Origin of the sequence: Chryseobacterium sp., from assembly GCF_008831505.1 — a bacterium.
Lineage (GTDB): Bacteria > Bacteroidota > Bacteroidia > Flavobacteriales > Weeksellaceae > Marnyiella.
In genome coordinates this window covers 2,077,210-2,092,272 of the sequence record NZ_CP044507.1, presented here as the reverse complement: position 1 = coordinate 2,092,272, position 15,063 = coordinate 2,077,210, and the positions used below count along the sequence as shown (strand labels likewise).

Below are 15,063 nucleotides of genomic sequence, written 5' to 3'. Positions count from 1 at the left end.
ACTCTGTTCTTACGTTACTCATCAACAGCCATTACCAGAACAGAGACCGTGTTATTGCCGGCTTTCAGGATTTCCCAGGCTACCGAGCTTATGGTGTTGCCGGTTGTAAAAACATCGTCAATAATCAGTACATGTCTGTTCTCAAACCTTTTCGCGACCGAAAATAAACCCTCTGTTTCCGTGCGGTGCGACTTGTCTTTTTTGGCCTGAGCTTTACGGTAATGGTTGCGTTTTACAAGTTGATGATCAAAGGCAATGCTGAAGTGTGCTGCCACGGTTTCGGTGAAGAGATGAAGCTGGTTATAGCCGCGCTCACGAAGTTTTCTGGGATGCAGCGGCACGCTAATCATCAGATCCGGTACCTCTTCAGCAAAATCAAGCCTTTCACAAGCCCAGCCGGCAAGTACTTTACCTGCCATTTCGCGCTGGCCGTATTTCAGCTGATGCACGATTTTCCGGCTCAGGCTGTCTTCTTCAAACTGCATCAGTGCGCAGGCATGCCTCACGGGAAATAGGAGACTGCATCTTTCGGTAAGGAAATTGGGAGTTATAAAGTCATGGTGCGTGAACTTTATCTGATCCATGCAGATCCCGCACACCATTTCTCTGGCATCGATGATTCGGTTGCAGTGCAGGCAGCGGTTCGGAAAAAGCAGGTCCAGAAGCATTATCAGATGATTTCACCATTAAAATTACAAAATATTAAGGTCCTGAGGCAGGAATGCGTTCAGTAAAGCCATGTCCTGTAACTTTCATTATCTTTGCCGCATGATTAGAATCACCAAGATATTTACGTTTGAAACTGCACATGTGCTCTATAACTACGACGGAAAATGCAGGAATATGCATGGTCATTCCTACAAACTTTTTGTGACGGTGAAGGGAAACCTGATCAATGATCTGGAGCATCCTAAAAACGGTATGGTGGTAGACTTTGGCGATATCAAGCAGGTTGTCAAGTCTGAAATAGTGGATCTTTGGGACCACGCAGTTTTGGTGAATGCTACCTCTCCTCATAAAGCTTTGGGCCAGGATCTGGAACATAAAGGTCATAAAGTGATTTTCTGCGACTATCAGCCCACCTGCGAAAATATGCTGTACGAAATCGCTGCTAAGGTACAGGCCCGTCTGCCGCACGGTGTAAACCTTGCTTATCTTAAGCTCCATGAAACCGAAAATTCCTATGGTGAATGGTTTGCCGAGGATCAAATTTAACCACAGCGACACTGCGACTGCACGGCGAACACGGCGAATTCTCCGTGAACACCGTGAATGCCTCTGTCTCTCTGTGGTTAAAAATATAATAAATGTGTATTTGTGAATAAAATAGATCTTCTTCCCGGCAAAAAAGTATACTTTGCCTCCGACCAGCATTTTGGTGCTCCCACTGCCAGGGAAAGCAAGCCGCGCGAGGAAAAGTTTATCCGCTGGCTCGATTCCATAAAAGCGGACGCCCAGGCGCTCTTCCTCATGGGCGACCTGTTCGATTTCTGGCACGAATGGAACCACGTGATCCCTAAAGGTTATGTGCGGGTCCTGGGAAAGTTGGCCGAACTTAAAGATTCAGGCATTGAACTCTATATGTTTGTGGGCAACCATGATCTGTGGATGAAGAATTATTTTGAAGAGGAAATAGGCTGCAGGGTTTTCTTTGATAAGCAATATTTCGAAATTAACGGTCAGAATTTTCTCCTCGCACATGGCGATGGCCTCGGCCCGGGTGATAAAGGCTATAAGAGGATGAAAAAGCTTTTCACCAATCCTTTGGCTCAGTGGGCCTTCAAATGGCTGCATCCCGACATTGCGATGAAGGTAGCCATCTATTTCTCCACAAAAAACAAAATGATCTCCGGCGAGGAGGACAAGGAATTCCTGGGTGAGGATAAAGAGTTCCTGATCATCTATTCGAAGGAGAAGCTAAAGACGGAAAAGATTGATTACTTTGTGTACGGGCACAGGCATCTGCCCATGGTTTTGGACTTAAAAGTGAATGACTACAGTGCAAAATACATCAACTTGGGCGACTGGATTTCCTATTATACGTATGGCGCTTTCGAAAAGGAATTTGAGTTGAATGTGTTTAACCACCTTAACCACAAAGTGCACTAAGGATTACACAATGGGCACGATGAACGAAAATGACATATCAAAACTAATTTTTGATGCAGGGCTTAAGGTTCACAAAGCCTTAGGTCCCGGTTTGCTTGAGTCTGCGTATGAAGAATGTTTGTATTACGAATTGTTAAAAACCGGTCTATTCGTGGAAAAGCAGAAACCGATGCCACTCATTTATGAAGAAGTAAAACTGGAAGTCGGATACCGTATTGACCTGTTGGTTGAAGGCAAGGTAGTTATTGAAGTGAAATCAGTAGATGCTTTAAACGAAGTTCATTTAGCTCAGATCCTAACCTATCTTAAATTAAGTAACTGCAAATTGGGATTGCTCATCAATTTCAATACACTTTTACTCAAAAATGGAGTCAAGAGAGTGATCAATGGCTACTTATAATCCTTTGTGACCTCTGTCTGAAATCCTTGTGGTTAAAGTAAAAAAAATATTTGTGAACCTTGTAGTAAAAATAGTTTATCATTATGTTATTTAATAAAATTAACTTAAAAAATAACAGTATTCCCTGTGCTCTTTGTGCAATATCTTTGTGCTCCTTGTGGTGAAAAATAGTTTAGCAGATAGTTTTAATAAAATGAACTTATAAAACAACAGCAATATTCTTGTGTTCTTTGTGTAATGTCTTTGTGCCCCTTGTGGTTAAAAATAGTTTAGCAGTTAGTTTTTAATAAAATGAATTTAAAAAATAGCAGTAATATTTCTTGTGCTCTTTGTGTTAAATCTTTGTGAACCTTGTGGTTAAATAATGCAAAACATCTTCAACATAAAAACAGAATCCGAATTCCGGCAGGCCTGCCTGGAAACTTTCCGCTATCAGTATGATCATGTGGAGATTTACAGGAAGTTTGTCGGTTACTTAAACATTGATCCGCAAACCGTTGACGCTGTCGAAAAAATTCCCTTCCTGCCCATTGAAATGTTTAAAAATCATGTGGTCGCGGACAGGAGCTTGCCTGCAGAAAAATATTTCCAAAGTTCAGGTACCACCCAGCTGAACCGCTCCAAACATTATATTGCCGATTTTAGTCTTTACGAAGAGAGCATTTACCGCAGTTTCAGCACATTCATAGGCGCGCCGGAAGATTATGTTTTCCTGGGTCTGCTTCCCAATTACTCAGAAAATCCGCACTCGTCCCTGATTTATATGGTCGATTTCCTGATGAAGAAATCCGGCAAACCCGAAAACGGCTACTTCCTTTACAATCACGCGGAGTTATATGATCTCTTGCAACAACTTTCCAGTCAAAACAAAAAAGTAATCCTTTTTGGGGTCTCCTTCGCATTGTTGGATTTCCTGGATTTCTGTAAAACCCAATCACAAAACCACTCAAATACTCAAATACTCAAAAACTCAAATACACTCACCGTAGTAGAAACCGGCGGGATGAAAGGCCGAAAGGAAGAAATGACCAAAGACGAGTTGCTCAGAATCCTTCAGAACGGATTCAGGACCGACAGGATATTTTCCGAATATTCCATGACCGAACTTCTTTCCCAGGCCTATTCAACGGGTGAAAATATTTACGAAACACCTTCCTGGATGCGGATTTTAGTGCGGAATACTGAAGATCCTTTTTCCTATGTGGAGGCGGGCAGGACCGGTGCCCTCAACATCATTGACCTCGCCAACCGGCATTCCTGCAGCTTTATCGCTACGCAGGATCTGGGCAAAACCGTTAACAGTTTTGAGATGGCTTCATCAACTTCGTTTCTTCGCAATGACAAGTTTCAGGTATTGGGGCGCATAGACCATTCGGACATCCGCGGCTGCAGCTTATTGATCACATAATTTTAAATTTGAGCATGCTTAAAATAGAAGAGCTTACCTATAATTTTATCTCACAGTTTTATGACTTTGAGAAGGACCTGGTTCTGACCAATCATTTTCACTCCGATTGGGAAGCGGACATACTTGTTGTAAATTCCGAAGGCTTCAGCCACGAATTTGAGATCAAATATTCGAAAAGTGATTTTAAGAATGATTTCAAAAAAAACTATCAGAACTCCAAAACAAAGGAAAAGTTCCTGAAACACGACAAGATTTCCTGCGGCGATTATATCTGCAACCAGTTCAGCTTCCTGCTGCCTATGGGACTCATTGACCCCGGTCAGGTGCCCGAACATTGCGGCATCATCGAGTTTTACCACAATCCCGACAAGTGGGAAACAACATTTAATGAGGTCCGGAAACCGCGGCAGGTACATCAGGAAAAATTCTGGAACCTTGTAGATAAAGACCTTATGCTGAAGATGATGGCGCGCAACCTCTACTATAAAAAGCTGGAGGTGAAAGGTAAGCTGGAGGAACTTATCCTGCCACCGGGCTTCCTGCAAAAGAAATAGTCAGCAGATCCCGAAAATGTAGCATTGGTTTTGATGTAAAGCAGGAGTAAAATCCTACCTTTACTTCTAAACAACTAAAAATGACGTCTAAAAAGTTTAAGATCATCCTTTGGTCCCTTGGTATTCTGGCTGCAGTTTTTCTCCTAATATTTCTTTACCAGCTTACCCAAAGTGAATCCATAAACTCCATAATGACGCTGCTGATGTTGTTGCTGGGACTCATTCTGGGCGGAGCCATCGCTTTTCTGGCTTCAAAAAAACTGACTTCCCAGCCACCCGTAATTACGGAAAGTTCGCACACCATTGCCGAAAGTATGCGCAAGGTCTTTAAGATTGTATCTGCGGAGGGTCAGTTTCAGGAAATCTACAATTATGAAGAAACCACCAAGCTGCTCAATTTCATCCCTTCCAAAAAGAAGGCGCTGGTGATTGTTCAGGCAAAGATTCTGGTTGGGTATGATTTTGAAAAGCTGAAGTGGGAAGTTGATGAGGGTACCCGTAAGGTCAGGCTGGTTGATTTTCCCGCACCTGAAATCCTTTCTACCGAAACCGACTATAAGTATTATAATATGGAGGAGCAGTTTTTCAACCTCTTCAGCAAGGAAGATTTGGCGAAAATTCAGCAGAACAGCAAGCAGCAGGTCATAGAGGCTGCAAAAAAATCGCACCTGCCGCAAGTGGCTGCGGAACAAATGCGCACGCTGATGACCGAACTTTTAAGCTCCAAAAATTTCCTGCTGGAGAATCCCGGCAGCATTACCGAAAAGAAGGACCAGTTGGCATTAAAAGACGGGTCGGGTGTCGGACGGGCTTAATTAAGATCTCTTAATTTAAACTCATATAGTAAAAGGCCTGCCAGATCCGTTACTGAATACTTGTACCCTTATTTTTTCCCCGTAAAATAGTAATCCGAACAGTGCCGGGACGCGCTTTTCCAGGACTTTGCTGTCCTTGCGAGGCGGACGTACCGGCCAAAGCCCCGACGGATCACGAACCAATTTTAACTGCAGGATATGCGGTAATTCTTTAACTTATTTCCTTTTGTGAAGGGAGGTGTTGTTTTAATGATTTATTGAAAATATTTATGATTTTACCGATAATTTTTATAAAAACAGAGTTTATTGTGAGGAAGTGATTTGGTGGGTAATGCAAAAGTTATTAGTTTTAAGAAATATTTAAAAGACAATTCTACGCAAATAATCAGCGAATTATAGTAATGCAAGTATTTTGACAATAGCCAATTAGAACTAAACGATATGAAAAAACTTTACTTATTAATTACTCTAATTTCCGCGATTTCAGTCACTGCCCAAACCTACAGTTGGCAGTGGGCCAAAGCCGGAGGCGGCGATACGGGATCTGGAGGTGGCGCCGGGTTTTACGAAACAGCTGATGAAATGATCCGTGATGTGGTGGTGGATAATAACAACAACTCCTATTATCTGACCAAGATTTACCCTCAGAACCCTAATGTAAACGGCACGCCGGTCACGTCCTATCAGGACAGTGATTTACTACTTTTTTCTCTGGACTGCCAGGGCAATCTGAGGTGGAGCCGAACCATAGGGGGATATAATGACGGTGAGTTCGCTTGGAACTTAAAGGTGGATGATAACGGGGGCTTGTATATGATGGTTAATGTATTTAATTCAGCCCACGTATTATCGCCCACGCGATTACCCATCCGTTGGGGTGATTCCGATACAATGCCTGTTACGACAGTAGATTTCTCTGATAATGCTACTACTGATCCGGGACTAAACAGGATTTTTATGCTTAAATACAATACCAGTAACGGTAATTTGGACTGGGCAAAACCTCTACAGGGTGCTGTAAACCGGGTTACCAGAGATGGGGATAATGGTGTGTGGACGATGGACAGCAACAAGAATATACATGCTGTCTTAGGTTTTGAGGCCGGTTCTCATTTAAACGGACTTATTACAGTGCCGGCTAGTTTCACTACTTCTTACCAGTATTATTTGGTCAAATTTAATTATAACAATGCTACGGGTGATATGGTGGCTCAGCCCAACCCACTGCTCCTCCCCATACAGGGAAATTTGGGCGCCGGGTGGGGTGGTGGTAAGGTTCAGTTTCTTTATGACGAAAGTTTAGACCGCTACTATCTGGCAGGTAGTACCAGCGTATCCTTTCAGGATTATCTTCCTCTAAGTTATAATGGCACACCTGTTTCCAATGACGGTTATGTGCTGGCAATTGATGGTGCCACAGGTACTGAAGTTTGGCGAAAGGAATTTACCACATCGGCAAACGGAAGCGTAAACACGTCTCCAGACGAAAAAATTTATTCGCTTATAAAGGACAGTAATTCCAACATCTATCTGTCTGGCCGATATTTTCATATTGGTACACCAGCCGCGACATTTGGAAACGCCCCTCTTCCCTATGTACAACCCGGTCAACAGAATTTTGTAATGAAAATGGATCCATCCGGAAACATACTGTGGACTAAAATACCTGCAAGTAACAATATGGACTCTAGTTTTACGCGATCCATGAGAGCACGCCTTGCCTGAAACGGTAATGAAATTGCATTTGTAAAAGGTACCACCCTAAACGAAATTTGGGACAGTTTTTCAGTAACGAGTCCGCAAAACGACCAACCAAACTCACTGCTGGTAAGACTGAACAAAGACACGGGTAACGCCATAGGCCTACATCCGATATTGAGTGCTTACGGTACCGCTGATGAACTTACCTCCGTGGCGGTGGATAATGACGGAAACTATGTTGTAGGTGGTTATTTTCATTCGGAGATCTTTACGGATCCAAATGATAATATTCCCACGATCTCCTATAACGCAAACGGAAAGTCACAGTTTTACGTAGCCAAGCTGGCAAAATCGGCCTGCAGCGCTATGGCTACCACCGAAACACCGCTACAGCAAACAGATGTAAGCTTCTACCCGAACCCGGTGCAGGATGTTTTAAATATTAAAACCAAAGAAAAACTCCTTTCTTATGAAGTCATCACTGCTGACGGCAGGCTGATTACCCAGGGTAAATTTGCCCGCACCTACACCATTGATATGACCGGTCTGACCACGGGAGTGTACTATGTGAAAGTACAGGGCGAGGCTTTTGCCACTACCGGAAAAATAATTAAAAAATAAAGTTTCTTCATAAGGCCTTGCACATGGCGGCCAAAGCGGCCGCCGGACTGCGGGGAGATATTGAAGAATGCATTAAAAAAAAATTAACAATATGAAAAAACAACTTTACTTATTACTCCTGGGTTCCCTAGCCACCCTTGCTTCTGCCCAAACCTACAGTTGGCAGTGGGCCAAATACGGCGGTGGAAACACCGGCTCACCTAGTTTGGGATTTAATTATACTCAAGACGAAAGCATACGGGATATCGCGGTGGACAACCAGAACAACTATTACTACCTGGCTACGATGAACCCAACAAATCCTACCTTGAACGGAACTGCGGTAAATAACTATGACCGGCAGGATCTGTTTCTGTTTTCTACTGATTGCCAGGGGAATGTTCGCTGGACACGGAATATTGGTGGTACAACGGCCGTGCAGCAAAGCTGGAATATCGAACTGGATAATAATGGCGGGCTTTACATAATGGGAACATTTCAAAACAGAGCCTATGCAAGCTCCCCTACCTATGTGCCTTTACACTTCGATACTACTAATCACATACCGGTAATACAAATCGCTCAAACTGATACCGCGACTCCCGACCCCGGCCTGAAGACCGCATACCTGTTAAAATACAGTACGGCTAACGGGAATCTGGAGTGGCAAAAACCGTTACAGGGTAATGTTACCTCCGCCTTACGCTCTTCAGACTGTGGAATATTTTATATGGATTCGTCCAAAAACATCCACGCTATTGTTGGATTTGCTGCCGGTACCCATCTTAACGGAGCTATAACGGTCCCGGCAAGTTTTACAGGCAGTTATCAATACTATCTGATAAAATTCAGTTATAACAACGGCAATATGACCCCTGACCCAAATCCTTTACTGTTGCCAATTACCGGTTTTATAGTTCAGGGGTACAGCGAAGGAAAAGTAAGTCTATTATATGACGGAACGGCAGGAGTAAACCAGTACTATCTGGCCGGCAAAAGAATGCAGTATGGAAATTTCACTTATTCCGATTTCTCCTACGGAGGCACTCCTTTTACAGAAGATGGCTATCTGCTGGCCTTTAACGGCACCACCGGAGCTGAGGTGTGGAGAAAAGAAATCAATACTCAACAGGCACAACCTTATGATCAAATTTTCGGGATGGTTAAAGATGCTAATTCGGATATTTACATCACCGGAAGCTATTTTGTGTTCAATCCAATTAATACAGTAAATGCGACCTTTGGCAACTACACTTTCCCAAGCTCCAACGGACTCACACCTTTTGTCATGAAACTTCAGCCCAACGGTAATGTTCTTTGGAGTAAAACCGTGGACGGCTATGCTAATACGGTGGTTGATGATGGCTATAATTACAGCAAAGGACCTTTAGTATTAAACGGTAACGAAGTTGCTTTTGTAAAGGGCTCGCAGGGAGATCAGTGGGGAACCTACACCATGAACCGTCCCGCGAATGATGATGCCGATCCTCTGTTGGTACGCCTAAATAAGGAAACGGGTGCCGTAATTGGAGCACATGAAATCTTAAGTTCGTACGGTTCTAAAGATGAGTTTACCTCAGTAGCGGTAGATAATGACGGTAATTATATTTTAGGAGGATTCATGCACGGTATTCTTTTCGAGGATCCCAATGACGGGATTCCCAGCATGAACGGGCTTACGGGCAGCGGCAAATCACAGTTCTTTGTGAGCAAGCTGGCAAAATCGGCCTGCAGCGCTATGGCTACCGCCGAAACTCCGGTACAGCAAACGGATGTAGCTTTCTACCCAAACCCTGTGCAGGATGTTTTAAATATTAAAACTAAAGAAAAACTCCTTTCTTATGAAGTCATTACCGCAGATGGCAGACTGATTACCCAGGGTAAATTTGCCCGCACCTACACCGTTGATATGACCGGTATGACCACGGGAGTGTACTATGTGAAAGTACAGGGCGAAGGCTTTGCCACCACCGGCAAAGTGATTAAAAAATAATGTTTTTATATATTAAATTGTTTCGTCACTTTTTTCCTTGATGAAAAAGTAACCAAAAAAATCAAGACTTGGACCTTTTTGCTAAAAAAGTAACTACGTGCCTAAAAATTGCCTCAATAATTTATTTTTAATGGATTCGGCTAACCTCGCCGGAGGCGGGTTTCGTAAACTTGCGCGAATCCACCATAAGGTGAATAAGTTCGGCTGTAGTCGCGCTTCGAACAGAAGAATTTTCTTAACGGCACTCCGTTATTTTTTCTTAACGCAAAAATCTCCTAGGTCATTTTGGGGAATTAGTTTGTTGATAGGAGATGCAACAATTTAATTTTCACTGGCTGCCCTTCTGGCAAACGCAGCAACCGGATAAATATGATGCGTGATTAAAAAATAAAGTTTCTTCATAACGGCCTTGCACATGGCGGCCAAAGCGGCCGCCGGAGCGTCAGGATTTTGGTAGATGTAATTCTTATAATTTTTGCAGTGAAATCTATAAAGTGAACATTGCATAAACCTTCTAAATTTGTACACAGGTAATGAAGGTTAACCCGCTTGGCCATCATTGCTCACTCAAATAAACATTAAAAAATAAACAGGTATGAAAGCCACCCAAATGCGGGTGGCTTTTATTTTGCCCGAAAACTGCTTCAAAATCACTACTTTTGCAGCCTGTAAACATCACCCTAAAATCCACCATCAGTTATGCTGTCAGTTCAGGGCCTTGGCCTTCACCATTCAGGAAATTATCTCTTCCGCGACGTTAACTTTACCATTAAGAAAGCCGATAAAATTGGGCTTGTAGGAAAGAACGGCGCCGGTAAATCGACGCTGCTGAAAATCCTTTCGGGCGAGATTAATTTCTTTGAAGGTAATGTGGTACCCGATGGCAATATTACCATGGGCTTCCTGAAGCAGGACCTGGAATTTGTAAAGGGCCGAACCGTTTGGGAAGAGACCAAACAGGCTTTCGAGCAGATTAATAAATGGAAAAATGAGCTGGAGGAGGTGAACGATCAGTTGGCCACACGTACTGACTATGAAAGCGATGCTTACCATGACCTGATTAACCGTATGACCGACCTTAACGATATCCTGCACCATCATGATGCCTATAACCTGGAGGGTGATATGGAAAAGGTCCTTTTGGGATTAGGTTTCCGCGCTGATGATTTTCACCGCCTGACCGATCATTTTTCCGGCGGCTGGCGAATGAGGATTGAACTGGCCAAACTGCTGCTGCAGAACAACGACCTGCTGCTGCTGGATGAGCCTACCAACCACCTGGATATGGAATCCATAATCTGGCTGGAGAACTTCCTGAAAGATTACAGCGGCGCCATTGTGCTGGTGAGTCATGACAAGCAGTTCATGACGTCCGTGTGTAACCGTACCTTCGATGTGAACAACAGAAAAGTGGATGATTATAAAGCCAATTATTCCAAGTATCTGGAACTCCGTAAGGAAAGACGTGAAAAGCTGGAGCAGGCCAAGAAAAATCAGGATGCCGAGATTAAACAGATGGAAGACAACATCAACAAATTCCGTGCTTCTGCTACCAAAGCATCATTTGCCCAGTCACTCATCAAGAAACTCGATAAAATTGAGCGAATTGAGCTGGATAATGAAGATGTTTCCAAATTCAATATTCGTTTTGTGCAGTCTGTCATTCCGGGAAAAGTGGTTTTTGAGGCAGAAAATCTGGGAAAAGCCTATGGCCAGAAGCAGATTTTTGATAAGGTTGATTTCTTTGTGGAACGTGGCGACCGTATAGCGCTGCTCGGACAGAACGGACAGGGTAAAACCACGCTTGCCAAAATACTTTCCGGCGATATTAAAGATTATACCGGCTCCTGGAAACTGGGTCATAATGTGAACATAGGCTACTTTGCCCAGAATCAGGAAGAGGTTCTTACGCCCAATAAAACCGTACTTCAGGAAGCTGAAGATGCGGCCACCGAAGAAACCCGGCCACGGGTTCGTGACCTATTGGGAAGTTTCCTTTTTTCCGGCGAAGATGTTGACAAGAAAACGCAGGTGCTGTCCGGTGGCGAGCGTAACCGTCTTGCACTGTGTAAACTTCTGCTGAAGCCCTTCAACACACTCATTATGGATGAGCCTACCAACCACCTGGATATCCAGTCCAAAGAGATTATCAAGATTGCTTTGCAGAAGTTTGAAGGTACGCTGATCGTTATTTCCCACGACCGTGAGTTCCTGCAGGGTCTGGCCGATAAGATTTTTGAATTCCGCGACGGCCGCATGAAGGAGTTTTTGGGTTCTGTGGATGAGTACCTGAGCTATCGCGAGAAGGAAAGCCTGCGCGAGATTTCCATGGAGAAAGCCAAGCTGGAGGTGAAGAATCAGGAAATGAAGTCCAAACCATCCGCAGAACCTGAAGCAGTGGCTGTTCCGCAGCCTTCTAACTTGTTTGTTAGTAAGGAGCAGAAGCAGCTTCAGAACAAGCTTAAAAAGACCGAGGAAAAAATAGCCGATTACGAAAAGGAAATAAAAATGCTGGAGGAGATCTTCGGCAAAAGCAATCCCAATGAACAGGAACTTGCCAAGTATGAAGCCCTGAAGGCAGAGCTTCAGGAGAATCTGGACCTTTGGGGGGAGCTGGCACTTCAGATTGAGCAATAAATTGATTATTTTTACCGTGTGAACGTATCAGGCAACAAAAAACGTATTCTGGCTGCACTTCTCGTAAGTGTCTATGTTTTTGTGGCCTTTTTCGCGGTTCATATGCACCGCCATAAAAGTGGTCTGGAGTTCCGGGCGTTTAAGTTTCAGAAGGCGCAGGACTCCGTCTCGGATGCTCATACACCGCTGGAATACGCGGACTGCCTGGCCTGCCATCTTCTGCATGACGGCAGTAACCTGGTGCCGCAGGAGTTCCAATACACTTTTTACAGTATTGAAGCCTTTCAGGAGCTTTCCCGGCAGGCTGTTTACATAATTCCTACCCGAAGCGCTGCAGTGATTACGCTGCGTGGTCCACCGTCTGTTTTCATTTAGCCAAAGTAAAAGTATGACCGGATTCCCATGGGAATCTGGGCATGCACCTATCCTTCACTTACTTTAAAATCTTACAATGAAAACGACAATCAATCTGTTGTTAATCTTCTTTGGATTAACACTCTATACCGCACAGACAGGTTTCCGTGTACAGGGAACTGTGTTTGATTTCCATGACAAAACTCCACTGGCAAACGCAAAAATAACCTTGGGCAAACAGACAGCGCAAACTGATGTTCAGGGCAAATTTATATTTGAATCGGTTCCGGGCGGAGCCTACAGCCTCAATGTTTCACATCCTGAATGTAACCCCTTTTCGGAGCAGATTACGGTAAACAAAGACCTGGACCTGACCATCAGTCTGGAGCATCACGCCGAAGTCATTGAAGAGATTGTTCTTCAGGGCGGGCACCGTTCCACAGGTTCACTTATCGTGCGCACCCTGGAAAAAGAGGATATTACCCGCAATTCCAGTGAAAATCTGGGCAATGTGTTGAGCCGCATCTCCGGCGTGGGTGCACTGAAGACGGGAAACAACGTAAGTAAACCCATCATTCACGGACTTTACGGCAGCCGCATTTCCATCCTGAACAATGGCGTGAAGATGGCCGAGCAGGAGTGGGGCGTAGAGCATGCACCTAATGTGGACATTAACGGTTTTGATCATATTGATGTGGTGAAAGGAGCATCGGCACTTAAATATGGGAGCGATGCCATTGGCGGAGTCATCGTACTTCAACCCGAAAACTTTAAGCCGGCTGACACACTCCGCGGACATCTGAACATCTCCGGTATCTCAAACGGGCGCGGTGCTGCGTTTGATGCTGCGCTTGTAAAGACGTGGGAAAACGGTTGGTTTGCTGCGGCCAATGGCGGTTATAAAAAGTTGGGCGACCTGGAAAGTCCGGAGTATCCGTTATGGAATACCGGTATAGCCGCGAGCTCTTTTAATTTCCGGGCAGGAAAGGAAGAATTTATGAAGGGCTTCAGTCTCAACTATGTTCTTACCGATCAGGAAGTAGGTATTTACAGGGGGTCTCATATCGGTAATCTTGAAGACTTTTATCGTGCAGTCAGTACCGGGACACCCATTTATCAGCGTGATTTCAGTTATGATATAGACCATCCCAAACAGGAAATCCAGCACCATCTGGCTAAACTGTCAGCTTACAAAAGGTTTGAACATTTAGGTAAACTTTCCGCAGATTACAGTTTTCAGTATAACCGAAGAAAGGAATTTGACATCCGCCGTGAAGCTTTTTCGGATCTGCCTTCGCTGGACCTGGAACTTTTTACCAACCAGTTCAATCTTAATCAGTTGCTGGAGAGGGAAAAGTGGAGCCTGGAAAACGGAATTGATATCATGTACCAGTACAATTATTCCAGTGCGGAGACCATGGCAAAAAGACTGGTGCCTAATTACCACCGATACTCAGCCGGGGTCTATTCCGTAATGAAGTATAAAGCGGCGCCCACACTGAGGCTTGAAGCCGGTTTGCGTTACGATTATAACCGCTATAAAGTGAAGATGTGGTACGACCATCACGAGTGGGAGGACCGTTTTGAAGATCTTTATCCCCACTTTTTTCAGTATGAAAGTGAAAGCGGACGGGTGTTCACGATACCGGTTTTGGATTTCCAAAACTTCTCTTACAACGCCGGTTTTGAATATGGCAAAAGCAAAATGCTGAATATTAAACTGAATTATGCTAAAGTAGCCCGTACTCCAAATATTGCGGAACTTTTTTCCAGCGGACTGCACCATTCAGCCGCGGTAATTGAAGTAGGCGACATGAGTCTCGAAAATGAGACCGGCCATCAGGTGAATCTGAATATCAGTTCGGAACTTGATCTTTTAAATGGTCTGAAGTTTTCTGTCAATCCTTATTTGTTCACCTCTAACAACTTCATCAATCAGGTTCCCACAGGACTGCAGAATACCATCCGCGGTATTTTCCCGGTTTGGACCTATGAACAGATAAAAGCCGTAATGTATGGTTTAGACCTGGACGTGGAGTTGGGTATTACCAAAGATCTTCTGTACAGAGGAAGTTTTGCCTATGTATATGGTGATGATAAAAGCAATGCTCAGCCGCTGATCCTGATGCAGCCCGCCAACTTTTCAAACAGTCTGGAATTCCGGAAAAAGGAATGGCAGAACTTTTACCTCAGCGTATCCAACCAGACGGTTCTGGAGCAGAAAAGATTCCCTTTATACAACCCCGAAATCACCCTTCAGGAAAACGGTATTGAAGTCACACGCGAACTGGACCTTTCCACAGCGCCGCCGGCATATTCGCTCTGGGGTATGCAGGCGGGCATCAGCCTGCACAAAAATCTTTCGGCAGGTCTTTCGGTTACCAATCTATTTGATGTGACGTACAGGGATTACCTTAACCGTATGCGATATTTTTCGCCGGAAATGGGCCGCAACATCATCCTTAATCTTAAACTTAATTTTTAAAAACTGT

The 15,063-nt window shown here is 44.1% G+C and carries 13 protein-coding genes; 12 read left to right on the top strand and 1 reads right to left on the bottom strand.

Annotated features, from left to right (window positions below; translation table 11 throughout):
• Positions 1-14 precede the first annotated feature (14 nt).
• Positions 15-668, bottom strand: a complete 654-nt coding sequence (locus tag F7R58_RS09775) for a ComF family protein (protein ID WP_158064739.1) — start codon at positions 666-668, stop codon at positions 15-17.
• A 100-nt stretch (positions 669-768) separates the two neighbouring features.
• Between F7R58_RS09775 and F7R58_RS09770 the strand changes: the two genes are divergently transcribed.
• From F7R58_RS09770 to F7R58_RS09715, 12 genes are all read left to right on the top strand, one after another.
• On the top strand, positions 769-1,215 hold the full coding sequence (locus tag F7R58_RS09770; protein WP_158064738.1) for a 6-pyruvoyl trahydropterin synthase family protein: 447 nt from the start codon (positions 769-771) through the stop codon (positions 1,213-1,215).
• Positions 1,216-1,317: 102 nt separating this feature from the next.
• Positions 1,318-2,109, top strand: a complete 792-nt coding sequence (locus F7R58_RS09765; RefSeq protein ID WP_158064737.1) for a UDP-2,3-diacylglucosamine diphosphatase — start codon at positions 1,318-1,320, stop codon at positions 2,107-2,109.
• 19 nt (positions 2,110-2,128) lie between these two features.
• Positions 2,129-2,509, top strand: a complete 381-nt coding sequence (locus tag F7R58_RS09760) for a GxxExxY protein (RefSeq protein ID WP_158064736.1) — start codon at positions 2,129-2,131, stop codon at positions 2,507-2,509.
• A gap of 364 nt (positions 2,510-2,873) precedes the next feature.
• Positions 2,874-3,917 (top strand): acyl transferase, encoded by a 1,044-nt coding sequence (locus F7R58_RS09755; RefSeq protein ID WP_158064735.1) that lies wholly within the window; start codon positions 2,874-2,876, stop codon positions 3,915-3,917.
• A 14-nt stretch (positions 3,918-3,931) separates the two neighbouring features.
• On the top strand, positions 3,932-4,471 hold the full coding sequence (locus F7R58_RS09750) for a hypothetical protein (RefSeq protein ID WP_187695229.1): 540 nt from the start codon (positions 3,932-3,934) through the stop codon (positions 4,469-4,471).
• An 80-nt stretch (positions 4,472-4,551) separates the two neighbouring features.
• A complete protein-coding gene (locus F7R58_RS09745) occupies positions 4,552-5,286 on the top strand; it encodes a DUF4230 domain-containing protein (protein WP_158064733.1) in 735 nt (244 codons plus the stop codon).
• Between the two features lie 441 nt (positions 5,287-5,727).
• Positions 5,728-7,011 (top strand): PQQ-binding-like beta-propeller repeat protein, encoded by a 1,284-nt coding sequence (locus tag F7R58_RS09740; protein ID WP_158064732.1) that lies wholly within the window; start codon positions 5,728-5,730, stop codon positions 7,009-7,011.
• Positions 7,012-7,161: 150 nt separating this feature from the next.
• A complete protein-coding gene (locus F7R58_RS09735) occupies positions 7,162-7,608 on the top strand; it encodes a T9SS type A sorting domain-containing protein (RefSeq protein ID WP_158064731.1) in 447 nt (148 codons plus the stop codon).
• A 91-nt stretch (positions 7,609-7,699) separates the two neighbouring features.
• Positions 7,700-9,580: a T9SS type A sorting domain-containing protein gene (locus F7R58_RS09730; protein ID WP_158064730.1), complete on the top strand. Its 1,881-nt coding sequence runs from the start codon at positions 7,700-7,702 to the stop codon at positions 9,578-9,580.
• Positions 9,581-10,279: 699 nt separating this feature from the next.
• Positions 10,280-12,217, top strand: coding sequence for an ABC-F family ATP-binding cassette domain-containing protein (locus tag F7R58_RS09725; protein ID WP_158064729.1), 1,938 nt, complete (start codon positions 10,280-10,282; stop codon positions 12,215-12,217).
• Between the two features lie 18 nt (positions 12,218-12,235).
• Complete coding sequence (locus F7R58_RS09720) at positions 12,236-12,592, top strand: hypothetical protein (RefSeq protein ID WP_158064728.1); 357 nt, start codon at positions 12,236-12,238, stop codon at positions 12,590-12,592.
• Between the two features lie 76 nt (positions 12,593-12,668).
• The gene (locus F7R58_RS09715) at positions 12,669-15,056 is read left to right on the top strand and encodes a TonB-dependent receptor (protein ID WP_158064727.1); all 2,388 of its coding nucleotides are present in this window, start codon (positions 12,669-12,671) and stop codon (positions 15,054-15,056) included.
• Positions 15,057-15,063: the final 7 nt, after the last annotated feature.

Coding starts and splice junctions, on each gene's coding strand:
- F7R58_RS09775 (WP_158064739.1), bottom strand. CDS start 668: ATGCTTCTGGACCTGCTTTTTCCGAACCGCTGCCTGCACTGCAACCGA.
- F7R58_RS09770 (WP_158064738.1), top strand. CDS start 769: ATGATTAGAATCACCAAGATATTTACGTTTGAAACTGCACATGTGCTC.
- F7R58_RS09760 (WP_158064736.1), top strand. CDS start 2,129: ATGAACGAAAATGACATATCAAAACTAATTTTTGATGCAGGGCTTAAG.
- F7R58_RS09755 (WP_158064735.1), top strand. CDS start 2,874: ATGCAAAACATCTTCAACATAAAAACAGAATCCGAATTCCGGCAGGCC.
- F7R58_RS09750 (WP_187695229.1), top strand. CDS start 3,932: ATGCTTAAAATAGAAGAGCTTACCTATAATTTTATCTCACAGTTTTAT.
- F7R58_RS09745 (WP_158064733.1), top strand. CDS start 4,552: ATGACGTCTAAAAAGTTTAAGATCATCCTTTGGTCCCTTGGTATTCTG.
- F7R58_RS09740 (WP_158064732.1), top strand. CDS start 5,728: ATGAAAAAACTTTACTTATTAATTACTCTAATTTCCGCGATTTCAGTC.
- F7R58_RS09730 (WP_158064730.1), top strand. CDS start 7,700: ATGAAAAAACAACTTTACTTATTACTCCTGGGTTCCCTAGCCACCCTT.
- F7R58_RS09725 (WP_158064729.1), top strand. CDS start 10,280: ATGCTGTCAGTTCAGGGCCTTGGCCTTCACCATTCAGGAAATTATCTC.
- F7R58_RS09715 (WP_158064727.1), top strand. CDS start 12,669: ATGAAAACGACAATCAATCTGTTGTTAATCTTCTTTGGATTAACACTC.